Here is a 22,995-nt window from a genome sequence, read left to right on the forward strand (position 1 = left end):
CCCATAGCACCCACCCCACCTTGGAGTGGTCTTCTTCACTCACCATGCCCACGCAGCGCACTCGCCCGACTACCCTTTGTGAACATGAAGATCGCTTTCGTAGGGAAGGGCGGCAGCGGCAAGACCACGCTGTCCTCTCTCTTCATCCGCCACCTGACCGCCAACGAGGCACCCGTCCTTGCTGTGGACGCCGACATCAACCAGCACCTCGGTGCCGCACTCGGCCTCGACGACGCGGAGTCCGCCGCGCTGCCCGCGATGGGCGCGCACCTCCCGCTCATCAAGGAGTACCTCCGCGGCTCCAACCCCCGGATCGCCTCCGCCGAGACGATGATCAAGACCACCCCGCCGGGCACTGGGTCCCGACTGCTCCGGATCCGTGAGGACAATCCGGTGTACGACGCGTGCGCCCGCCCTGTCGCACTGGACGACGGCGAAATCAGCCTGATGGCGACAGGCCCGTTCACCGAGTCGGATCTCGGCGTCTCCTGCTATCACTCCAAGGTCGGCGCGGTCGAGCTCTGCCTGAACCATCTGGTCGACGGACCGGAGGAGTTCGTCGTCGTCGACATGACAGCCGGGTCGGACTCGTTCGCCTCCGGGATGTTCACCCGCTTCGACCTGACGTTCCTGGTGGCCGAGCCGACACGTAAGGGGATCTCCGTCTACCGCCAGTACAAGGAGTACGCACGGGACTTCGGCGTCGCGCTGAAGGTCGTCGGAAACAAGGTGCGGGACAGGGACGACCTGGAGTTCCTGCGCGCCGAGGCCGGCGACGACCTGCTGGTGAGCGTCGGCCACTCCGACTGGGTGCGCGCGATGGAGAAGGGCCGCCCGCCCCGCTTCGAGCTGCTCGAAGCAGGGAACCGGCTGGCACTCCAGTCACTTCAGGACGCGGCAGAGGACAGCTACGCGCACCGCGACTGGGAGCGATACACCCGCCAGATGGTGCACTTCCATCTGAAGAACGCGGAGAGCTGGGGGAACGAGCGGACAGGCGCCGACCTGGCTTCCCAGGTCGACCCCGCCTTCGTCCTCAGTGAGCGCTACGCCGAGGTCTCCCCCGCCTCTTGACGCCGCCTGCGGAACGGGGCGAAGGCGGGACAGGGGCGAAGCGGGGCGGGACAGACAGCCGGCTGCCCCGCCCCGCCCCCTCACCCAGCACGCCCACGCCGTTCACAGCAGCCCACGTGACGCCCGCGCGGGTGGTATCCGACTTCGTCCCATCTCTCGCAGTACGGTCGGCAACGATCAACTGCTCGACCCCGGCCGGAAGTCCACGGACCGGTAAGCGTTTCCCCGATCGGGGTTCGGCCCATCCGGCGCACCTCGCGAGACCGCTCGCCACCTCCGCGGCCGAGCCGGCACCGGCAGAACGCACGACGGACGGGCCAGAACCCCAGGGCCACGGTCTCCCACTTCACCAGGGCTACGACCGACTTCACCCCTCCGGCTCCTGACCTTTCGCCGCCCGCGCGACCGCTCACTCCGCGACAAGGGCTGCGCACAGAGCGGCCGTGACCGCGGCGGGCCTGCGCATTGCCCTGCGAAGCCCCGGCAAGGGGCTCTCCGCGCGAGGACGGTCGTGGTCCGCCCCGTCCGACGGTCCCGCATTGCACGCCTCGGCGCTTCTTCGCCCCGGTGCACCACCGGGCTGCCCGATCACCGAATCGAGTGAACCACTCGACCATTTGACCCTAATGTCTATGCTTCGCCTTTACTCTGAATTACGATCTATTTACTGAGCGTTGAAGATCCCGCCGTTGCACGCCGTGATTCACGGCCGCGTCACCCTGTTCCGCGACCGCGCTGCCCGGAGGAGACGGGAACTATGCCTGCCTGCGTCCCCACCCGTACTGAGAACACCCCTTCCGACGTCCCACCCTCCACACGCATCCGTCCGCCATACGCTCCGCCCCCCGGCGGAGCTGGCCGCCGGTCCCGCTTCCGGATTTCCGGAGCCGACCTGTCCGCCTCGATCACGGTCTTCCTGATCGCGGTCCCCATGTCCCTCGGACTCGCCGTCGCGATCGGCGCCCCGCTCGAAGCCGGGCTGCTCGCCGCGGCCGTCGGCGGCATCGTCGCAGGACTCCTCGGAGGCTCCGCGCTCCAGGTCAGCGGCCCCTCAGCAGGTCTGACGGTGGTGACGGCCGGCCTCATCCAGAGCTACGGCTGGCGCACCACCTGCGCCATCACTGTCGGCGCGGGCCTGCTCCAGCTGATCCTGGGTTCGCTGCGCACCGCCCGCAGCGCACTCGCCGTCTCCCCGGCCATCGTGCACGGCACTCTCGCGGGCATCGGAGTCGCCATCGCGCTCGCCCAACTCCATATTGTGCTCGGCGGCACACCGCAGAGCTCCGCGGTGGCCAACGCCCTGGCTCTTCCGGAGCAATTCGGGCGCGTCGCTCCTGCGGCGCCGCTGATCGGAGGGATCACCGTCGCCGTGCTGGTGCTGTGGACGCGTATCCCAGGGCGGGCAGGGCGGGCGCTGCGCAGAATCCCGGCCGCGCTGGCCTCGGTCGCGGTGGCCACCGCGTGTGCCGCTGTCGCCGCTCCCCGGATCGCCCGCGTCGACCTCCCGTCGTGGGAGGCGCACGCCCTGCCGGAGCTGCCGCACGGCCCGGTGCTGGGCCTGCTCGGTGCTGTGTTCACGGTGACGCTGGTGGCGAGCCTTGAGTCACTGCTGTCAGCCGTGGCCGTGGACAAGCTGGCCGCCGACCGGCCCGGAGCCGCAGGCAGACGCGCCGACCTCGACCGTGAACTGCGCGGGCAGGGCATCGCCAACGCGGTGTCCGGGCTGCTCGGCGGCCTCCCCGTGTCAGGCGGAGCGGTACGCGGCACCGCGAACGTCCGGGCGGGTGCGACGGGCCGCGCATCCACCGTGCTGCACGGTGTGTGGATGCTGATCGCGGCCGGTCTGCTGGTCGGCGTACTGGAGTGGATGCCGCTCGCCGCGCTGGCCGCTCTCGTCATGGTCGTCGGTCTGCAGATGGTGAGTTACGCGCACATCCGCAACGTCCACAAGCATCGGGAGTTCCCGGTATACGGGGCAACGGTCGTCGGCGTCGTGGGATTCGGCGTGCTGGAAGGGGTATCCGTCGGAATCGCCGTCGCGGTAGGTGTGGCCCTGCATCGGCTGGCCCGGACCCGGATCACCCTGCAGGAGAGCGGTGGCACCCACCTGCTGCGGGCTCGCGGCCAGTTGACGTTTCTCGCGGTGCCGCGTTTGAGCCGGACGCTCGGGCAGATCCCGCCGGGGTCGCACGCCGTTGTGGAGCTGGACGGCTCGTTCATGGACCATGCGGCGTACGAGACGCTCCAGCACTGGCAGGAGGGACATGTCTCCCAGAACGGCACGGTGGATGTGACAGGCCGGGGAGGCAGCCGGATCGTCGACCCCGCGCCCGCCGCGCACACCTGTTGCCGCCCCTGGACGCCCTGGCGCAATCACCACTGTGACGACCGCGCCGCAGACCGGACCGGCCGCACAGACCAGGCCGGCCAGGCGGGCCACACGAACGGCGCCGACGGCGCGAACCACTCCAGCAGCACGGTCTGCGACAGCACGGCCTGCGCAGACGGGGGGCCCGCTTCCACCCCCGACCGCTCCCTCGCCCCCGGCCCTGAATCCGAGCCCGTCCCCGGCACCGCGTCCCCCGATGCCCCCTCCCGGGCAACGGTTTCCAGTACAGCGGCGTTCAGTACAGCGGGAGCCAGCGCAACGGGGCCCCATGCAACGGGGTCCACTCCACCGGCGTCTCGTACCGCACCGTCACGTCGAGCCGTCTCCCCCCACGGGGTGACGTCCCACGCCACCACTGCCTCGCACCTCGCCGCCCCAGCCCCCACCGCCCCACACCCTGTTACCCACCACCAGGAGGCCGCCCCGTACTCCATCGCCTCGTCCCAGCGGCCGGGGAGCCGTCAACTGGCCAGTGGCTTGAGCTCGTTCCAGCGTGACACCGCACCACTGGTCCGGGACGAACTGGCGCGTCTCGCGCGGGAGGGGCAGCGGCCATCCCAGCTCTTCCTCACCTGTGCCGATTCCCGGTTGGTGACCAGCATGATCACATCGAGTGGCCCCGGCGATCTGTTCACTGTGCGAAACGTGGGAAATCTTGTGCCGTTGCCGGGCGCGGAAGCCTCCGACGACTCGGTGGCGGCAGCGATCGAGTACGCAGTGGACATCCTGCGGGTCGAGTCGATCACTGTCTGCGGGCACTCGGGCTGCGGTGCCATGACCGCTCTCCTGAACGACGCGGACACCGCGGCCGCCACTGAAGCCCTGTGCTCCACCGGCGCCAGTTCCCCCACTGGCTCCACGAGCCTCACCGGCCCCGTGAACCCCAGCGACCCAACCGGCTCCCTGCACTCACCCGGCTTCGCGAACGCCTCAGGGGCCGCGAACTCCGCAGACGACACCGCCGGTGCGACCGGCGTACGGGGCGGCACGGCGCCGTACGACGCCGGCGGCGCCCCCGCGAGCACACCCCTTCGGCGCTGGCTGAGGCACGGGCAGCCCAGTCTCGACCGGATGCTGAGCCGCCATCACCCGTCGGCCCGGATCTCCGGCCGGATGCCGGCCGATGCGGTGGAGCAGCTCTGCCTCACCAATGTGATTCAGCAGTTGGAGCATCTGCGGGCGCACGAATCGGTCGCGCGCCGTCTCGAGGAAGGAGCACTGGAGCTGCACGGCATGTACTTCCACGTCGGGGAGGCGCAGGCGTACCTGCTCGCCGACCCGCATGAGCTGGACGGAGTCTTCGCCCGGGTGGCTCCCGCCTGACGGTTCTCCTGTGCGACGGAGCCACAACTGTGTGATGGGCCACTGATGCGCCCCCGGCTCAGTCGGCCGATGACCCATGAGCACCCTCCGATCGCCCCCGACCGCCCGCGTCCCCCTGCGGAACCCCGCCCGTGCCCGCACTCGTTGGGGAGGTTGATCCGCAACCGGTCCAAACCGGAAGGGGTGCCTGCCGACACCCAGGCCCTAAAGGTCTAAACCAATTTATTGCCGTGAGCCCTTGTCAGAGTGGCTCGCGGGCTGATGAGCTATGACCTGGGACACAAGGCTTTGTCGAAAGGGCGATCTCGTGAGCAACGAAAGCTTGGCCAACCTGCTCAAGGAGGAGCGGCGCTTCGCGCCGCCCACCGAGCTGGCCGCGAACGCCAATGTCACAGCGGAGGCGTACGAGCAGGCGGCAGCGGACCGGCTGGGTTTCTGGGCCGAGCAGGCCCGGCGGCTGACGTGGGCCACGGAGCCCACCGAGACGCTCGACTGGTCGAACCCGCCGTTCGCGAAGTGGTTCGCCGACGGTGAGCTCAACGTCGCGTACAACTGCGTGGACCGGCATGTCGAGGCCGGCAACGGTGACCGCGTCGCCATCCACTTCGAAGGTGAGCCCGGCGACAGCCGGTCGATCACCTACGCGCAGCTCAAGGACGAGGTGTCCCAGGCCGCGAACGCCCTCACCGAGCTGGGCGTCGTGAAGGGGGACCGGGTCGCCGTCTATCTGCCGATGATCGCCGAGGCGGTGGTGGCGATGCTGGCCTGTGCCCGTGTCGGCGCCGCGCACTCGGTGGTGTTCGGCGGTTTCTCCGCGGACGCCGTCGCCTCACGCATCCAGGACGCGGACGCCAAGCTCGTCATCACCGCCGACGGCGGCTACCGGCGTGGCAAGCCGTCGGCGCTCAAGCCCGCGATCGACGAGGCGGTGACGAAGTGCCCGCAGGTCGAGCACGTGCTCGTCGTGCGGCGTACGGGCCAGGACACGGCGTGGACCGAGGGCCGGGACGTCTGGTGGGACGAGTTCGTGGGCCGCCAGTCCACCGAGCACACCCCGGTGGCCTTCGAGGCCGAGCACCCGCTGTTCATCCTCTACACATCGGGTACGACGGGTAAGCCGAAGGGCATCCTGCACACCTCCGGCGGCTACCTCACCCAGGCGGCGTACACCCACCACGCGGTCTTCGACCTCAAGCCGGAGACGGACGTCTACTGGTGCACGGCCGACATCGGCTGGGTGACCGGGCACTCCTACATCGTGTACGGCCCGCTCGCCAACGGCGCGACCCAGGTCATCTACGAAGGCACCCCGGACACCCCGCACCAGGGCCGTTTCTGGGAGATCGTCCAGAAGTACGGCGTCTCGATCCTCTACACGGCGCCCACCGCCATCCGTACGTTCATGAAGTGGGGCGACGACATCCCCGCCAAGTTCGACCTGTCGTCGCTCCGCATCCTCGGATCGGTCGGCGAACCGATCAACCCCGAGGCCTGGATGTGGTACCGGAAGAACATCGGCGCCGACAAGTGCCCCATCGTGGACACCTGGTGGCAGACCGAGACCGGCGCCATGATGATCTCGCCCCTGCCCGGCGTGACAGAGACCAAGCCCGGTTCCGCCCAGCGCGCACTGCCCGGCATCTCCGCGACGGTCGTCGACGACGAAGCCCGCGAAGTCCCGGACGGAGGCGGCGGCTACCTCGTCCTCACCGAGCCATGGCCTTCGATGCTCCGCACCATCTGGGGCGACGACCAGCGCTTCATCGACACCTACTGGTCCCGGTTCGAGGGCAAGTACTTCGCGGGCGACGGTGCGAAGAAGGACTCGGACGGCGATCTGTGGCTGCTCGGCCGGGTCGATGACGTCATGCTCGTCTCCGGCCACAACATCTCCACCACCGAGGTCGAGTCCGCGCTCGTCTCCCACCCCGCAGTCGCCGAGGCCGCCGTCGTCGGTGCCGCCGACGAGACGACCGGCCAGTCGATCGTCGCCTTCGTGATCCTGCGGGGCACAGCCGAGGAGTCGGCGGACCTCTCGGCAGAGCTCCGCAACCACGTCGGCGCGGTGCTCGGGCCGATCGCCAAGCCGAAGCGCGTACTGCCCGTGGCCGAGCTGCCCAAGACCCGGTCCGGGAAGATCATGCGGCGCCTGCTCCGCGACATCGCTGAGGACCGCGAACTGGGCGACGTCTCCACCCTCACCGACTCCTCGGTGATGGGCCTGATCCAGAAGAAGCTGCCGAGCGCCTCCAGCGAGGACTGAGCCACAAGCCACGGAGACCCGACCGTCCCGTAAAGGCCCGGCAGCCCCGTAACAGGGCACTCCGGGAGGGGCAGGACGGTCAAGGAGCAGCGCAGGAGCAGAAGCACAGCAGAGTGCCGGACGGGCTTGATATGCCCGTCCGGCATTCTGTCCGTAAGGTGACGTAGAGACGATCACCGGATACTCCCTGCCACTCCAGCAGAAAGCGCCCCGACTCGAATCCCCCCTCTCGCTCCCTCTCGAACAGCAGAGCGTCCTGGCTCGGGCAGGCTCGGATAACGTAGGGGCAGACGAAGTAGGTAAACGGGTGCGCCGGGAAGTCTGGTCGGCATGTGTTCTGTGCTGTCCACCTGACCGGAGGTCCCCCGCGTGGCCACGCCCGCCCCGAAGCCGAAGCGCCGTTCCGACTCGCACCCACAGGCTGGCTCGCAGGCCGAGCACGAGTCGCAATCACCATCCGGCTCGCAACAAGAGCCCGGCTCCCAGGCCGAGCACGAGTCACACCCTCAGTCCGGATCGCAGGCCGAGCACGAGTCACAACCTCAGTCCGGATCGCAGGCCGAGCACAGGACGCAGCCGCAGCCACAGCCCGGCTCGCACGGCTCATCCACGTCGTTCCTCGGTCGGCTCCCCCTCCCCGAACGGACCTATCTCGCCGATGCTCTGCGCACCGAGACCGTCGGAGGTCTGCTGCTCCTCATTGCCGCCATCGCAGCCCTCGTATGGGCGAACACCCCGCTGAGCAGCAGTTACGCGTCCGCCAGCCACTTCCATCTGGGACCGGCCTCCGTCGGTCTGCACCTATCGGTCCAGCACTGGGCGGCCGACGGCCTCATCGCCGTCTTCTTCTTCGTCGCCGGCATCGAGCTGAAGCGCGAGATGGTCGCGGGCGAACTGCGTGATCCCAAGGCCGCCGCGCTGCCCGTCATCGCCGCGGTGTGCGGCATGGCCGTACCGGCGCTGACCTACACGCTGGTCAACGTCGTCGGCGACGGTTCGCTGGGTGGATGGGCCGTGCCGACCGCCACCGACATCGCCTTCGCACTCGCCGTACTCGCCGTCATCGGGACCTCGCTCCCCTCCGCGCTGCGCGCCTTCCTCCTCACCCTGGCCGTCGTCGACGATCTCTTCGCGATCCTGATCATCGCGGTGTTCTTCACCAGCGACATCAACTTCGCCGCGCTCGGCGGCGCGATGGCCGGTCTGGCCGTCTTCTGGCTGCTGCAGCGCTTCGGCGTACACGGCTGGTACATCTACGTCCCGCTCGGGCTGGTCATCTGGGCGCTGATGTACAACAGCGGCGTGCACGCCACCATCGCCGGTGTCGCGATGGGCCTGATGCTCCGCTGCACCCGCCGCGACGGCGAGCGGCACTCGCCCGGGGAGCACATCGAACACCTGGTCCGGCCCTTCTCGGCGGGTCTCGCCGTCCCGCTCTTCGCGCTGTTCTCCGCTGGGGTCTCGGTGTCCGGCCGGGCGCTCACCGACGTGTTCAGCAGGCCGGAGACGCTGGGTGTCGTGCTGGGTCTGGTCGTCGGCAAGGCGGTCGGCATCTTCGGTGGTACGTGGCTGACCGCCCGCTTCACCAGAGCCCAGCTCAACAAGGACCTGGCATGGGCCGATGTGTTCGCGGTGGCCTCCCTCGCCGGAATCGGTTTCACGGTCTCGCTCCTCATCGGGGAGCTGGCCTTCGCCGGGGATGCCACGACGACCGCCGAGATCAAGGCATCCGTGCTGCTCGGCTCCCTGATCGCCGCCGCGCTCTCGTCCGTCCTGCTCAAGATGCGCAACCGCCGGTACCGGGCCCTGTGCGACGAGGAGGAGCGCGACGAGGATCACGACGGCATCCCCGATATCTACGAGGAGGACGAACCCGCGCACCATCTGCGCATGGCTGCGATCCTCGAAGGGAAGGCGGCCGAGCACCGCCGTCTCGCAGAACGGGCGGGGGCAGCAAGCGAGGACGAGGACCGTCCGGCATGATCTGAAGTCAGATCACTCCGAACAGACCGTTTGTGACGATGCCCGCGCGGACGGACGCTCGCGCAAGAGAAGAGGGATTCAGCGATGAGCCACCCCAGCAGCCCTGCCGGCACCGCCGACCGCAGTCTCGGCCAGCTGTTCGCCTCGGCGACCGCCGAGATGTCCGCACTGGTGCACGACGAGATCGCTCTGGCCAAGGCCGAGCTCCGCCAGGACGTCAAGCGGGGCGCCGTCGGCAGCGCCGCGTTCTCAGCAGCCGGGATCGTGCTCCTCTTCTCCCTGCCGATGCTGAGCTTCGCCCTCGCCTACGGCATCCGGACCTGGAGCCACTGGAACATGGCGATCTGCTTCGTCCTGTCCTTCGCCGCCAATGTGCTGGTGGCCGGGGTGCTCGCGCTGATCGGGCTCGTCTTCGTCAAGAAGGCCAAGAAGGGCAAGGGCCCGCAGAAGGTCGTCGCGTCCGCCAAGGAGACGGCCGCTGTCATCCAGGGCGTCAAGCCGCACCCCCGTCCGGCCCTCGACAAGGCGGCCGCACTGGTGCCCGCCGATTCTCTGCCCGCGGTCACGGACAAGCCGTCAGCTGTGGCACGCTCGTCGGCATGACCGCTTCTGCCGAAATGGGCTCCGTCGTACGAATCGATGGGCCCTGGACCCACCGCGATGTCGCCGCCAACGGCGCGCGCTTCCACATCACGGAAGCGGGTGACGGGCCGCTGGTGTTGCTGTTGCACGGTTTCCCGCAGTTCTGGTGGACGTGGCGCCATCAGCTGACCGCCCTCGCCGACGCGGGATTCCGGGCTGTCGCGATGGATCTGCGCGGCGTGGGCGGCAGCGACCGCACGCCGCGCGGGTACGACCCGGCCAACCTGGCGCTCGACATCACCGGTGTCATCCGCTCGCTGGGGGAGCCGGACGCCGCGCTCGTCGGGCACGACCTGGGCGGCTATCTGGCGTGGACGGCTGCTGTGATGCGGCCCAAGCTGGTGCGCAGGCTCGCCGTGTCCTCGATGCCCCATCCGCGCCGGTGGCGCTCGGCGATGCTCTCCGACCTCTCGCAGTCCCGAGCCGGTTCGTACGTCTGGGGATTCCAGCGGCCGTGGCTGCCGGAGCGACAGCTCGTCGCCGACGACGCGGCGCTCGTCGGTGAGCTGGTACGCGAGTGGTCCGGGCCGGCCCGGCCGGAGGACGACTCCGTGGAGACGTACCGGCGCGCCATGTCGATCCCGTCCACGGCGCACTGCTCGATCGAGCCGTACCGCTGGATGGTGCGGTCACTGGCGCGGCCGGACGGCATCCAGTTCAACCGCCGGATGAAGCGTCCGGTGCGGGTACCGACGCTGCATCTGCACGGATCACTCGACCCGGTGATGCGCACCCGCAGCGCCGCGGGGTCGGGGCAGTACGTCGAAGCGCCCTACCGCTGGCGGCTGTTCGACGGACTGGGCCACTTTCCTCAGGAGGAGGACCCCGAGGCGTTCTCCGCGGAACTCATCAACTGGCTGAAGGACCCCGAGCCCGACCGGTGACCCCGGTGGGCGACCCCGCGGGAACACTTGTCCTACGAACAGCCAAATGCCTGACGCATAGGCCAATTGGCCCCATGGGACGCGATTACGGACCATGAGGCACGGGCAAACACGAGGGTATGGGCTGGACGCACGACTACGGTGACACAGCACGCAACCGCCGCTCGGCCACAGGCCTGAGCACCTACGAGAGGGGCGGATCCCACGACCGGGAGACCGATCCACGTCTCGGTATTCCACGCATCATCCGCCGCCGGGCTCGCTGGGTGTCGGCGCGCTTACGCCATTCCAGGCCGTAGGCCGCCCGCTCCCCGGACCGGAATCCGTTGACCGGCGGTTGGGCGGCTCGGCGACTCGGACCGTCCGGGTGCTCAGCGTTTCGTGAGATAGCCCAGCCCCGGATGCACATCCCGGTAGCCGTCGAGCAGGCGTCCCGCGACATTCACGGAATCGACCAGCGGATGCAGGGCGAATGCCCGCACCGCGGCCCGCGCCGATCCGCTCTCCGCCGCCTCCAGCACGGAACGCTCCACAGCCTTCACCGCTGACACCAGGGCCGCCTCATGCCCCGTCAGCTGTGATACCGGCAGTGCGCGCGGGCCATTGGCGTCGACCTCGCACGGGACCTCGATCACGGCTGCCGCGTCGAGCACGGACAAGGTGCGGCCGCCCGCGGTCCCGTCAGGGACGTTGCCGTTGGGGACGTTGAGGATGAGGGTGGCGCTCTCGTCGCGCGCGATGGCACGCATCAGGGCCAGCGCGACGTTCTCGTACCCGCCCGACTCCAGGTCGTCCGCCTCGCGTTCGCCCGCGCCCGCCGCCTCGCGGTTCTCCGCCATGTACGTCGCCTCGCGTTCGGCACGGGTACGGTCCCAGGCCGTCAGCGCGGGTGTCGCCGGGTGCGTCATCTCGTCGTAGAACCGTGCCTGCTGCTCGTGGAGGAAGGCACCGCGTGTCTGCCCCGCCTGCTGGTAGGCGGCGACCGTTTCCCGGTTGAAGTAGTAGTAGTGCAGGTACTCGTTGGGGACCGACCGGATGGAGCGCAGCCACTCCGCCCCGAAGAGCCGGCCCTCCTCGAAGGAGGTCAGCAGCGCCTCGTCGTCGAACAGCCGGGGCAGCACGTCCTGTCCGTCGGCATACAGCCCACGCAGCCAGCCCAGATGGTTCAGCCCCACGTAGTCGAGCCGGGCCGAGAGCGGGTCCGCGCCGAGTACCCGTGCGACGCGGCGGCCGAGACCGACCGGTGAATCGCAGATCCCCACGACCCGGCCGCCGAGATGCGCGGCCATCGCCTCGGTGACGAGCCCCGCCGGGTTGGTGAAGTTGATGACCCAGGCCTCCGGGGCGAGCCGGGCGACCCGGCGGGCGATGTCGACCGCGACCGGGACCGTGCGCAGCCCGTACGCGATTCCGCCCGCGCCGACGGTCTCCTGGCCCAGCACTCCCTCGGCCAGCGCCACCCGCTCGTCGGCCGCACGGCCCGCGAGCCCGCCCACCCGGATCGCGGAGAACACGAAGTCCGCCCCGCGCACGGCGTCGTCGAGGTCGGTGGTGGTACGGACCTCCGGCGCATCCGGCACGTCCGCCGCCTGGTCGGCGAGGACCCGCGCCACAGCGGCCAGCCTGGCGGGGTCGAGGTCGTGGAGCGTGAGGTGGGTGACCCGGCCCGCAGCGTGGTCGCGCAGCAGCGCCCCGTACACCAGCGGCACCCGGAAACCACCGCCGCCCAGAATCGTGAGCCTCACCGTGCGCCTCCCTCTTCCCTCACCGCGTACGTCCCCGCACGCAGACCTGGACGGTCACGGCGCACCGTCCCCGCGCGCGTGGCCGATGCGCCTGAGGCGCGCTCACGGGCGCCCCTCCGGTTCCGGATCACGAGCTCGCCTCCTGTGCGCCCGGAGCGGGTCACAGCGCGCATCCCTCCGTGTCCACCTGCTGGTTCGCGGTACGGCCCTTGTCGACGTCCTGGCGGACCTCGTCGGCCGAGAGCGCGTATCCCGTGTTGCTGTCGTCGAGCGACTTGGCGAAGACCACGCCGTACACCCTGCCATCGGGGGTCAGCAGCGGGCCGCCCGAGTTGCCCTGCCGGACCGTCGTGTAGAGCGAGTAGACGTCCCGGTTGACCGTCCCGCGGTGGTAGATGTCCGGGCCGCTGGCATTGATCCGGCCGCGGACACGGGCGGAGCGGACGTCGTACGCGCCGTTCTCCGGGAAGCCGGCGACGATCGCGCTGTCGCCACCGTGCGCGTCGTGGTTGGTGTCCGTGAACTTCAGCGCGGGCGCGTGCAGGTCCGGCACGTCCAGAACGGCGATGTCGCGCGACCAGTCGTAGAGCACGACCTTCGCGTCGTACAGCCTGCCCTCACCGCCGATCTGCACGGTCGGTTCGCTGACGCCGCCGACGACGTGGGCGTTGGTCATCACCCTGCGGTCGCCGAAGACGAAACCGGAGCCCTCCAGGACCTTGCTGCACCCGGTCGCCGTACCGACGACCTTGACGATCGACTTCTTGGCGCTGGTCACGACCGGGCTGTTGGCGAGCGCCGGGTCGGGCGGCTTGACCTCGGTGATCGGTTCATTGGCGAACGGGCTGAAGACCTGGGGGAAGCCGTTCTGCGCGAGGACGGAGGTGAAGTCCGCGAACCAGGTGCTGGCCTGGGCAGGCACCACCCTGGAGACGCCCACGAGCACCTTGGAGTTGCGGACCTCCTTGCCGAGGGTGGGCAGTGTCGTACCGGCCAGGGCCGAGCCGATCAGCCAGGCGACCAGCAGCATGGCCACCACGTTCACCAGGGCGCCCCCGGTGGCGTCGAGAGCGCGCGCCGGGGACCACGTGATGAAACGGCGGAGTCTGTTGCCCAGGTGGGTCGTGAGGGCCTGGCCGACCGAGGCGCACACGATCACGATGATGACCGCGACGACCGTGGCCGTCGTGGAGACCTCGGACTTCTCCGTGAGCTGGTCCCAGATGATGGGCAGCACGTAGACGGCGACGACGCCGCCCCCGAGGAAGCCGATCACGGACAGGATGCCGACGACGAAACCCTGGCGGTAGCCGATGACCGCGAACCACACAGCGGCAAGCAGCAGCAGGATGTCCAGCACGTTCACCGTCGGGAGCCTCGCTTTTCGTCGCCGGGCACGGTCCGCCGGCCGGGTGTGCGGCCCCTCGGGGTGCCGCAGTGGATCTCCGCGTCGCCCGAGTGGCCCAGTACGTCGGACACCCTGTCATGCGCGCCAGTCGAGCGGGACCTGTCTGGAGTGGTCCCAGGGCTGCTCCCAGCCCGCGAAGTGCAGGATTCGGTCGATCACCCCGGCGGTGAAGCCCCAGACCAGAGCGGATTCGACCAGGAAGGCGGGGCCCAGGTGTCCCTTCGGATGGACTGCCGTCACCCGGTTGGCGGGGTCCGTGAGATCTGCCACGGGAACCGTGAAGACCCGGGCCGTCTCACCGCTGTCCACGGCCCGCACGGGGGTGGGCTCGCGCCACCAGCCGAGTACCGGTGTCACGACGAAGCCGCTCACCGGGATGTAGAGGCGGGGCAGCACCCCGAAGAGCTGCACCCCCGAAGGTTCGAGACCGGTCTCCTCCTGCGCCTCGCGCAGCGCCGCACGCAGGGGGCCCGTCGTCTGCGGGTCACCGTCACCGGGGTCGAGGGAGCCACCGGGGAAGGAGGGCTGCCCCGCATGGGAGCGCAGGCTGGTGGCTCGCTCCATCAGGAGCAGCTCGGGCCCGGCCCGGCCCTCACCGAACAGGACCAGTACGGCGGACTGCCGCCCACTGCCGCTCTCGGGCGGCAGGAACCGGCTCAGCTCCTCGGGGCGCACGGTGTCCGCCGCACGCGCCACAGGCGCCAGCCAGCCGGGCAGCCCGCGCTGCGTCACGACGACCGGTCTCTCGTCAGTCAGGCCGTCGTCAGCGCGGTCGTCGCGGTCGTCGTCGGTGCGACCCGTGTGAGTCCGGCCCGTGTGTGTCTTTCCAGCGCGCATCATCGGCACCCCCGCCTCTTCCAACGACTGTGGCGGACCTGATCGTTCCGCACGTCCGGGTACACCGGAAAGTTCCGGCTGATCCGGCTGATCCGGCTGGTCGGGCCGGCCTGCTGGTCCGGCCCCGACGGGCCGGTGCGTCCTGCTGTCACCCGGCCCCCATCGGCGGCGCAGGCTGCCCGGGATAGTCCGAGGGGGGCTTCAGCCGCTGGCCGGGCTGCCCGCCCTTCTCGTACTTCAGCAGTTTCCGCGCCTTCTCCGGATCCGTCTCGCCCTCCCCGTACGAAGGGCAGAGCGGGGCGATCGGGCAGGCTCCGCAGGCCGGTTTACGGGCATGGCAGATCCGGCGGCCGTGGAAGACGACCCGGTGCGAGAGCATCGTCCACTCGCTCTTCGGGAAGAGCGCGCAGATCTCCGCCTCGACCTTCACTGGGTCCTCCTGCTCGGTCCACTTCCACCGGCGTACCAGTCGGCCGAAATGAGTGTCGACCGTGATGCCCGGCACCCCGAACGCATTGCCGAGTACGACGTTGGCCGTTTTGCGTCCTACGCCGGGCAGCGTCACCAGATCTTCGAGCCTGCCGGGCACCTCGCCGCCGAAGTCGTCCCTGATGGCGGCGGACAGCCCCAGAACCGACCTCGCCTTCGCCCGGAAGAACCCGGTCGGCCGCAGGATCTGCTCCAGCTCCTCGGGGTCCGCCGCCGCCATGTCCTCCGGCGTCGGGTACTTCGCGAAGAGCGCGGGCGTCGTCTGGTTGACCCTGAGGTCGGTGGTCTGGGCGGACAGAACCGTCGCGACCAGGAGTTGGAAGGGGCTCTCGAAGTCGAGCTCGGGGTGGGCGTAGGGGTAGACCTCGGCCAGCTCCCGGTTGATCCGGCGTGCCCGGCGCACCAGGGCGGTGTGGGACTCGGACCTGGGGACCTCGACCGGTTCGACCACGGCAGCCGTCACGGCGGCAGCCTTCCCGGCCGGAGCCGTGCTGGCCGCTGCTTTCCCGGCCGGAGCCTTCCCGGCCGCTGCTTTCCCGGCCGCTGCTTTCCCGGCCGCTGCTTTCCCGGCCGCTGCTTTCCCGGCCGGCACCTTCTTGGCAGAAGATGCCTTGGCCGGAGATGCCTTCGCGGACGCTTCCCCGGCCGGCTTTCCCGCGCTCATGCCGACGCCAGCGGCCTGCCCGGCGTCAGTGGCCCCTGACGCGCCGCCGGCCTTCTTCGCGGGCGTTTTCGCGGCCTGCTTCGTGGCCTTCTTCACGGCCTTCCCGGCCACTGTCTTCCGCCCCGTCTTCGCCGGTTCGGCTGCCTCTGCCATCTCGGCCCCCTTCACCGGTTTCGTCGCTCTCACTACCTTTTTCGCCCGGGTGGGCGACTGTTCGCCCACAGCAGAATTGCGGCTCGGTGACACCCGTTCAGCCCCCTTGCCCTCTGCTCTCACAGGCGTTTCGGACACCCCGCCAGCCTAGAGCCAGGCACCGACATCCACCCCGGTCACAGCCAATTCCCAACCCAATCGGCCCCCTCCCGCACAAGCCGCAGCACCAGTACGTCAAACTTGTGACTGATCACACTGATTGACCCGTCCGGCATGATGGGGACCAGCCGGTCCCCTGAGCAGGTCGACAAGGAGAGAACTCGTGGACGACGTTCTGCGGCGCGCCCCGCTCTTCGCGGCGCTCGATGACGAGCAGGCCGCTGAGCTGCGCGCCTCGATGAGTGAGGTGACGCTCGCCCGCGGCGACGCCCTCTTCCACGAGGGCGACCCCGGCGACCGCCTCTACGTGGTCACCGAGGGCAAGGTAAAGCTGCACCGCACTTCCCCCGACGGCCGCGAGAACATGCTGGCGGTCCTCGGCCCCGGCGAGCTCATCGGTGAGCTGTCCCTCTTCGACCCGGGGCCGCGTACCGCCACGGCCTCGGCGCTGACCGAGGTCAAGCTCCTCGGTCTGGGCCACGGCGACCTCCAGCCCTGGCTGAATGTCCGCCCCGAGGTGGCCACGGCCCTGCTGCGCGCGGTCGCCCGCCGCCTGCGCAAGACCAATGACCAGATGTCCGACCTGGTCTTCTCGGACGTCCCCGGCCGGGTCGCCCGCGCACTCCTCGACCTCTCGCGCCGTTTCGGTGTGCAGTCGGAGGAGGGCATCCACGTCGTCCACGACCTCACCCAGGAAGAGCTGGCCCAGCTGGTCGGCGCCTCCCGCGAGACGGTCAACAAGGCCCTCGCGGACTTCGCGGGCCGCGGCTGGCTGCGGCTGGAGGCCCGTGCGGTCATCCTGCTGGACGTGGAGCGCCTCGCGAAGCGGTCCCGCTAGAAGCGGTCCGCCCGCACGCATGTGAAGGGGCGCCGCGCCCTCCTGGGTCCCAGGAGGGCGCGGCGCCCCTTTCGCGTACCCGCGCACCCGCGTGCGCTGGTTTCTCGTGTGCGACTGCTTGCCCACGTGCGCCACGTCCCCGCCCACGCCAGGTCCCACCACGTGCCTGTGACGGTCCACATGCCCGCGTACGGGCCGTATTCCGTACGGTCCACGTGCCCGCGTACGAACCTGCCCGCGACGCCGCGCCCCCCGGCCCCGTCCACCGGATGCCCGCGGCGGGCCCGGACGCCGCACGAACCTGGCCTGCGGGCTCAGATCAGCCCGTGCTCCCGCAGGTACTCCAGCTGCGCCCGGACCGACAGCTCCGCCGCAGGCCAGAGCGAACGGTCGACGTCCGCGTACACCTGCGCGACAACAGCCGAAGCCGTCGTGAGTCCGTTCTCGGCGGCCGTCTCCACCTGGGCGAGCCGGTTCGCGCGGTGCGCGAGGTAGAAGTCGACGGCCCCCTGTGCGTCCTCCAGCACGGGGCCGTGCCCCGGAAGCACGGTGTGCACCCCGTCGTCCACCGTCATGGAGCGCAGCCGCCGCAGCGAGTCCAGGTAGTCGCCGAGCCGCCCGTCCGGATGCGCGACCACGGTCGTACCGCGGCCGAGGATCGTGTCCCCCGTCAGTACCGCGCCGTCGGCCGGGAGGTGGAAGCAGAGCGAGTCGGCCGTGTGGCCGGGTGTCGGTACGACCCGCAGTTCCAGACCACCGGTGGTGATGACGTCTCCGGCCCCGAGGCCCTCGTCACCGAGCCGCAACGCGGGGTCCAGCGCCCGTACGGACGTACGCGTCAGCTCGGCGAACCTCGCCGCGCCCTCCGCGTGGTCCGGGTGGCCATGCGTCAGGAGGGTCAGCGCGACGCGCTTGCCGGCGCCCGCCGCCGTCGCCACGACGGCCTTCAGATGGGCGTCGTCGAGCGGTCCCGGGTCGATGACGACGGCCAGCTCGGAGTCCGGTTCGGAGACGATCCACGTGTTGGTGCCGTCCAGCGTCATCGCGGAGGCGTTGGGCGCCAGCACGTTGACCGCCCGTGAGGTGGCCGGCCCGGACAGGACCCCGCCCCTGGGCTGGCCCGGGAGGGCTGCGGCGTCACTCACGCGGGGCTCCTGTCGTCCGGGACGTCATCTTGGGGACCCGGCCGGCCGTTCCGGGGCCCCCACCGCCGGCATGCGCCGGGTGAACTCATCATGACCCGGCCAGCTCAGCACCAGCTCACCGGCCTCCAGCCTGGCCCGCGCCAGCACCGGCGTGAGCTCCTGAGCCTCCGCACCCGCCAAGGCGGCGGACACCGTCCCGTACGGCTGCAGCGAGCGCAGTGTCGAAATCGTCGGGGGCATCATCAGCAGCTCCCCCCTGTCGTACGCGTCAGCCGCTTCCGCCGGCCGGATCCAGACCGTCCGGTCGGCCTCGGTGGAGGCGTTGCGGGTCCGCTGCCCGTCGGGCAGCGCGGCCACGAAGAACCAGGTGTCGTACCGCTTCGGCTCGAACTCCGGCGTGATCCAGCGTGCCCACGCACCCAGCAGGTCGGACCGGAGGACCAGCCCGCGCCGGTCCAGGAAGTCGGCGAACGAGAGCGCACGGTCGACGAGCGCCGCACGGTCCGCCTCCCAGTCGTCGCCCGAGAGGTCACCGACGACGGTGGACGGGGTCTCGCCGGCGAGCAGCACGCCCGCCTCCTCGTACGTCTCCCGGACGGCGGCGCAGACGATGGCCTGGGCGGACGCGGCGTCGACGCCCAGCCGCGCGGCCCACACCTCACGCGGGGGCCCGGCCCAGCCGACGAGGCGGTCGTTGTCGCGCGGGTCGACCCCGCCGCCCGGATACGCGTATGCGCCCCCGGCGAAGGCCATGGAGGCGCGTCTGCGCAGCATGTGGACGGCGGGCCCCGCCTCGGTGTCGCGCAGCAGCATGACGGTCGCGGCCCTGCGCGGTGCGACGGCGGTGAGCTCGCCGGCCGCCAGGGCGCGGATACGGTCTGGCCATTCCGGCGGGTACCACTGACCTTGGGACATGGGCGGAGGCTAGCGGCTCTCGCGCCAATGTTCGAGGGGCCGCCGGGGCGTGAGCGGAGCACACGGGCCCCGGGCTCCCCACGTCCCCGGGCGGCCCGCGCTCGGGCCTTCAGGCGTCTCCGGAGCCCCGGCCCGCCGTCACTCGGGCCGTCAGGAAGCCCTGAGCGCCCCTGCCTGCCGTCACTCGCGCCCGTCCGGACGGCCCTCGGCGCCTCAGTCCCTCAGCTCGACCTGGATCTCCACCTCGACGGGCGCGTCCAGCGGGAGTACCGCCACACCCACCGCGCTGCGCGCGTGGACACCGCGGTCGCCCAGGACCTCACCCAGCAACTCGCTGGCGCCGTTGAGCACGCCCGGCTGGCCCGTGAAGTCCGGGGCCGAAGCCACGAATCCCACGACCTTCACGACCCGCTCGATACGGTCCAGGTCACCGGCGACCGACTTCACGGCCGCCAGGGCGTTCAGCGCGCAGGTACGCGCGAGGCCCTTGGCGTCCTCGGCCGTGACCTCCGCGCCGACCTTCCCGACCAGCGGAAGCTTGCCCTCCACCATCGGGAGCTGGCCCGCCGTGTACACGTACGCACCGGACCGTACGGCCGGCTGGTAGGCGGCCAGCGGCGGCACGACGTCCGGAAGCGTCAGCCCGAGCTCGGCCAGCCGCGCTTCGACGGCCCCGCTCATGCCGACTTCTCCCGCTTGAGGTATGCCACGAGCTGCTCGGGGTTGTTCGGTCCGGGTACGACCTGGACGAGCTCCCAGCCGTCCTCGCCCCAGGTGTCAAGAATCTGCTTCGTCGCGTGCACCAGCAGCGGCACAGTCGCGTATTCCCATTTGGCCATACGGCGACTGTAGCCGCTGTCACTGGCAGCCTCGGGCGTACCACCGTGCCCGACTGGTTAGGCTCGAATACGTGAGCAGGCTTCAGGTCGTGAGTGGCAAGGGCGGCACCGGAAAGACGACGGTCGCCGCAGCGATGGCGCTTGCCCTCGCGACGGAGGGCAAACGCACGCTCCTCGTCGAGGTCGAGGGCCGGCAGGGCATCGCCCAGCTCTTCGAGACGGAGGCATCCCCGTACGAGGAGCGGAAGATCGCCGTGGCACCCGGCGGCGGGGAGGTGTACGGCCTGGCGATCGACGCCGAACGCGCCCTGCTCGACTACCTCCAGATGTTCTACAAGCTGGGCAGCGCGGGCCGGGCCCTGAAGAAGCTCGGCGCGATCGACTTCGCCACGACCATCGCGCCCGGGGTGCGGGACGTCCTCCTCACCGGCAAGGCCTGCGAAGCCGTACGCCGCAAGAACAAGCAAGGCCGCTTCGCCTACGACCACATCGTCATGGACGCACCGCCGACGGGCCGCATCACCCGCTTCCTCAACGTCAACGACGAGGTGGCAGGCCTCGCGAAGATCGGGCCGATACACAATCAGGCCCAGGCCGTGATGCGCGTCCTCAAGTCGCCTGAGACGGCGGTGCACCTGGTGACACTGCTGGAGGAGATGCCGGTACAGGAGACCGCGGACGGTATCGCCGAGCTGCGCGCCGCCGACCTCCCCGTGGGGGACGTCATCGTGAACATGGTCCGCCCCGCGCTCCTGGACGAGCAGACCGTACGGACCGTGTCCGGCGACCGCCGCAAGGAGGTGGCCAAGGCGCTGACCCGCTCGGGCGTCAGCGGCGCGGCGAAGCTGGTGACCCCGCTGCTCGCCGAGGCCGTCGACCACGCGGAACGGGTGGAGCTGGAGCGCGAACAGCGCGCCGTACTGGCGGAACTGGAACTCCCCACCTGCGAACTCCCGCTGCTCGGCGAAGGAATGGATCTGGCCGGGCTCTATCGGCTGGCGACGGAACTGCGGAGGCACATCACGTCATGACCCTGGACAGCGTGCCCGTCCTCGACATCGATCCGCTGCTCGACGACCCGGCGACCCGCATCATCGTGTGCTGCGGCTCAGGCGGAGTGGGCAAGACCACCACCGCGGCCGCGCTGGGCGTGCGGGCGGCCGAGCGCGGGCGCAGGGCCGTCGTGCTGACCATCGACCCGGCGCGCAGGCTCGCCCAGTCGATGGGCATCGACTCGCTGGACAACATCCCGCGCCGGGTGGCGGGCATCAAGGCCACCGGCGACGGTGAACTGCACGCCATGATGCTGGACATGAAGCGGACCTTCGACGAGATCGTCGAGGCGCACGCGGACAGCGAGCGTGCCGCCGCCATCCTGAACAACCCCTTCTACCAGTCGCTCTCCGCGGGCTTCGCCGGTACGCAGGAGTACATGGCGATGGAGAAGCTGGGTCAGCTGCGGGCCCGCGACGAGTGGGACCTGATCATCGTGGACACCCCGCCGTCGCGGTCCGCGCTCGACTTCCTGGACGCGCCGAAGCGACTCGGGTCGTTCCTCGACGGCAAGTTCATCCGGCTGCTGATGGCCCCGGCGAAGGTCGGCGGCCGGGCGGGGATGAAGTTCCTCAACGTCGGAATGTCGATGATGACGGGCACGCTCGGCAAGCTGCTCGGCGGCCAGTTCCTGCGCGACGTACAGACCTTCGTCACCGCGATGGACACCATGTTCGGCGGCTTCCGTACCCGCGCCGACGCCACGTACCGGCTGCTGCAGGCACCCGGAACGGCCTTCCTGGTGGTCGCGGCGCCGGAGCGGGACGCGCTGCGGGAGGCCGCCTACTTCGTGGAACGGCTGGCTGCCGACGGCATGCCGCTCGCTGGTCTCGTGCTCAACCGGGTGCACGGAAGCGGGGCCGCGCGGCTCACGGCCGAGCGGGCGCTGGCCGCCGCGGAAAATCTTGACGACAGCGGCATTGTGGATCAGGAGGCCGGGAATGAAGAGGTTCGTGGCCCCACGGGCACCTCTCCCGAGCCCGGAACCACAGAGCCTGCAGAGACCCCCGAGACATCCCCCGCGACATCCACGGAGGCGCCCCGAGACGCGTCCGCAGACGCCGGCACAACCGCCGCCGAGACATCCGCAAAGACCGGAAAGACCGGAGAGCCCACTGAGACGACATCGCCGGGGCCCGACACGCGTGGCTCCTCCGCCGAGCGCGGATCAGGCGCACTTGGGTCCGGAACACCCGGGTCAGGAACGTCTCCATCCGGCACACCCGAGTCGGGAACGTCCGAGTCGGGAACGTCCGGGCCGGAGCGCCCGTCGGACCCTCTGCCGGACCCGACAGTCGATGCCCTGACCGCCGGTCTGCTCCGCCTGCACGCCGAACGCATGCAGGTGCTCGCCCGTGAGCAGCGCACACGTGACCGCTTCACCGCTCTCCACCCCGAGGTAGCCGTGGCCGAAGTGGCCGCACTGCCCGGTGATGTCCATGATCTGGCAGGGCTCCGGGCCATCGGTGATCGCCTCGCGACCGGTCGTGCTCCGGCCTGAGCCGATCCTCCGTACCCCGGGGCGCTCACCCGCGCGGTGCACGCGCGGCCTGCCCCATCGCGGCCTACCCCACCGCGGCGTACGTCTCCTCGAACGCTTCGTCGTCCGCGACGATCGCGGGCAGGATGCCCGTGCTGCGCTCGTACTCGGTGCGCGCGGTCTCCAGCAGTCGACGCCACGAGGTGACGGTGGGACGCCGGCGCAACAGTGCGCGCCGCTCCCGCTCGGTCATGCCACCCCACACGCCGAATTCGACGCGGTTGTCGAGCGCGTCGGCCAGGCACTCCGTACGCACCGGACATCCGGTGCACACCGCCTTGGCCCTGTTCTGCGCTGCCCCTTGTACAAACAGTTCGTCCGGATCGGTAGTGCGGCAGGCTGCCTGCGCACTCCAGTCAGTTACCCAGCCCATCCCGGCGCCGTCCTCTCCCGATTTCGAGGCTCCCCCACGGCGGTAGCGGCATATTCACCGCTGCCAGTTGAGGACGTTACGGAAGGTAGGCACAGCGCAACACCCCCTTCGGGCCCAATCTTGAATGGTCCGAACGGACTATGCGTACGCGGCAGATCACCCAACGGAGTGAGCGGGGGACATTCTTGACAACCCCGGCAAAGCGGGGCTGTTCACCCTCGCCACATCGGACGTCGGGTTACACATGCGGCAGATTCGGACATGCATTCACCCCCTTCG

19 protein-coding genes are annotated in these 22,995 nt (G+C 70.1%); 10 read left to right on the forward strand and 9 right to left on the reverse strand.

Features of this window, described 5'->3' with window-relative positions; all coding sequences use genetic code 11:
* Positions 1 to 84: 84 nt before the first annotated feature.
* From OG584_RS15210 to OG584_RS15240, 7 genes are all read left to right on the forward strand, one after another.
* Positions 85 to 1,074 carry an ATP-binding protein gene (locus OG584_RS15210; protein ID WP_405778365.1) on the forward strand — a complete coding sequence of 330 codons (990 nt, stop codon included), beginning with the start codon at positions 85 to 87 and terminating at the stop codon, positions 1,072 to 1,074.
* Positions 1,075 to 1,831: 757 nt separating this feature from the next.
* Positions 1,832 to 4,786, forward strand: coding sequence for a SulP family inorganic anion transporter (locus OG584_RS15215; protein WP_405778366.1), 2,955 nt, complete (start codon positions 1,832 to 1,834; stop codon positions 4,784 to 4,786).
* A 268-nt stretch (positions 4,787 to 5,054) separates the two neighbouring features.
* Positions 5,055 to 7,049 carry an acetate--CoA ligase gene (acs, locus tag OG584_RS15220; protein ID WP_405778367.1) on the forward strand — a complete coding sequence of 665 codons (1,995 nt, stop codon included), beginning with the start codon at positions 5,055 to 5,057 and terminating at the stop codon, positions 7,047 to 7,049.
* Positions 7,050 to 7,418: 369 nt separating this feature from the next.
* On the forward strand, positions 7,419 to 9,032 hold the full coding sequence (nhaA, locus tag OG584_RS15225; RefSeq protein WP_405778368.1) for a Na+/H+ antiporter NhaA: 1,614 nt from the start codon (positions 7,419 to 7,421) through the stop codon (positions 9,030 to 9,032).
* Positions 9,033 to 9,116: 84 nt separating this feature from the next.
* Positions 9,117 to 9,635: a phage holin family protein gene (locus OG584_RS15230; protein WP_405778369.1), complete on the forward strand. Its 519-nt coding sequence runs from the start codon at positions 9,117 to 9,119 to the stop codon at positions 9,633 to 9,635.
* The gene (locus OG584_RS15235) at positions 9,632 to 10,558 is read left to right on the forward strand and encodes an alpha/beta fold hydrolase (protein WP_405778370.1); all 927 of its coding nucleotides are present in this window, start codon (positions 9,632 to 9,634) and stop codon (positions 10,556 to 10,558) included. The genes OG584_RS15230 and OG584_RS15235 overlap by 4 nt, the downstream gene beginning before the upstream one ends.
* Positions 10,559 to 10,677: 119 nt before the next feature.
* Positions 10,678 to 10,857 carry a hypothetical protein gene (locus OG584_RS15240; protein WP_405778371.1) on the forward strand — a complete coding sequence of 60 codons (180 nt, stop codon included), beginning with the start codon at positions 10,678 to 10,680 and terminating at the stop codon, positions 10,855 to 10,857.
* Between the two features lie 72 nt (positions 10,858 to 10,929).
* On the opposite strand, the gene OG584_RS15245 is transcribed toward OG584_RS15240, so the two are convergent.
* The 4 genes from OG584_RS15245 to nth form a co-directional block, all read right to left on the reverse strand.
* Positions 10,930 to 12,303, reverse strand: a complete 1,374-nt coding sequence (locus tag OG584_RS15245) for a 6-phospho-beta-glucosidase (RefSeq protein WP_405778372.1) — start codon at positions 12,301 to 12,303, stop codon at positions 10,930 to 10,932.
* Positions 12,304 to 12,463: 160 nt separating this feature from the next.
* Entirely contained in the window at positions 12,464 to 13,669 is a 1,206-nt protein-coding gene (locus OG584_RS15250; protein ID WP_405778373.1) for a MarP family serine protease, read from the reverse strand.
* 117 nt (positions 13,670 to 13,786) lie between these two features.
* Complete coding sequence (locus OG584_RS15255; protein WP_405778374.1) at positions 13,787 to 14,548, reverse strand: NUDIX hydrolase; 762 nt, start codon at positions 14,546 to 14,548, stop codon at positions 13,787 to 13,789.
* Between the two features lie 148 nt (positions 14,549 to 14,696).
* Positions 14,697 to 15,701: an endonuclease III gene (gene nth, locus OG584_RS15260; RefSeq protein ID WP_405784085.1), complete on the reverse strand. Its 1,005-nt coding sequence runs from the start codon at positions 15,699 to 15,701 to the stop codon at positions 14,697 to 14,699.
* A 475-nt stretch (positions 15,702 to 16,176) separates the two neighbouring features.
* Between nth and OG584_RS15265 the strand changes: the two genes are divergently transcribed.
* Positions 16,177 to 16,851: a Crp/Fnr family transcriptional regulator gene (locus OG584_RS15265; RefSeq protein ID WP_164258843.1), complete on the forward strand. Its 675-nt coding sequence runs from the start codon at positions 16,177 to 16,179 to the stop codon at positions 16,849 to 16,851.
* Positions 16,852 to 17,165: 314 nt separating this feature from the next.
* Here OG584_RS15265 and OG584_RS15270 read toward each other — a convergent pair whose 3' ends face one another.
* The 4 genes from OG584_RS15270 to OG584_RS15285 form a co-directional block, all read right to left on the reverse strand.
* The gene (locus OG584_RS15270) at positions 17,166 to 17,996 is read right to left on the reverse strand and encodes an MBL fold metallo-hydrolase (protein ID WP_405778375.1); all 831 of its coding nucleotides are present in this window, start codon (positions 17,994 to 17,996) and stop codon (positions 17,166 to 17,168) included.
* Positions 17,997 to 18,020: 24 nt separating this feature from the next.
* A complete protein-coding gene (locus OG584_RS15275; RefSeq protein ID WP_405778376.1) occupies positions 18,021 to 18,911 on the reverse strand; it encodes an NUDIX hydrolase in 891 nt (296 codons plus the stop codon).
* A gap of 213 nt (positions 18,912 to 19,124) precedes the next feature.
* Positions 19,125 to 19,592 (reverse strand): RidA family protein, encoded by a 468-nt coding sequence (locus OG584_RS15280; RefSeq protein WP_405778377.1) that lies wholly within the window; start codon positions 19,590 to 19,592, stop codon positions 19,125 to 19,127.
* Complete coding sequence (locus OG584_RS15285) at positions 19,589 to 19,750, reverse strand: DUF4177 domain-containing protein (protein ID WP_164258849.1); 162 nt, start codon at positions 19,748 to 19,750, stop codon at positions 19,589 to 19,591. Before OG584_RS15285 ends, OG584_RS15280 begins: the two co-directional genes overlap by 4 nt.
* 71 nt (positions 19,751 to 19,821) lie before the next feature.
* On the opposite strand from OG584_RS15285, the gene OG584_RS15290 reads away from it, so the two are divergent.
* Positions 19,822 to 20,781: an ArsA family ATPase gene (locus OG584_RS15290; protein WP_405778378.1), complete on the forward strand. Its 960-nt coding sequence runs from the start codon at positions 19,822 to 19,824 to the stop codon at positions 20,779 to 20,781.
* The gene (locus OG584_RS15295; protein WP_405778379.1) at positions 20,778 to 22,304 is read left to right on the forward strand and encodes an ArsA-related P-loop ATPase; all 1,527 of its coding nucleotides are present in this window, start codon (positions 20,778 to 20,780) and stop codon (positions 22,302 to 22,304) included. The genes OG584_RS15290 and OG584_RS15295 overlap by 4 nt, the downstream gene beginning before the upstream one ends.
* A gap of 64 nt (positions 22,305 to 22,368) precedes the next feature.
* Here OG584_RS15295 and OG584_RS15300 read toward each other — a convergent pair whose 3' ends face one another.
* On the reverse strand, positions 22,369 to 22,716 hold the full coding sequence (locus OG584_RS15300; RefSeq protein ID WP_164258855.1) for a WhiB family transcriptional regulator: 348 nt from the start codon (positions 22,714 to 22,716) through the stop codon (positions 22,369 to 22,371).
* Between the last annotated feature and the right edge of the window lie 279 nt (positions 22,717 to 22,995).

This window comes from Streptomyces sp. NBC_00859 (genome assembly GCF_045161865.1).
In the GTDB taxonomy this organism is placed as follows: Bacteria; Actinomycetota; Actinomycetes; order Streptomycetales; family Streptomycetaceae; genus Streptomyces.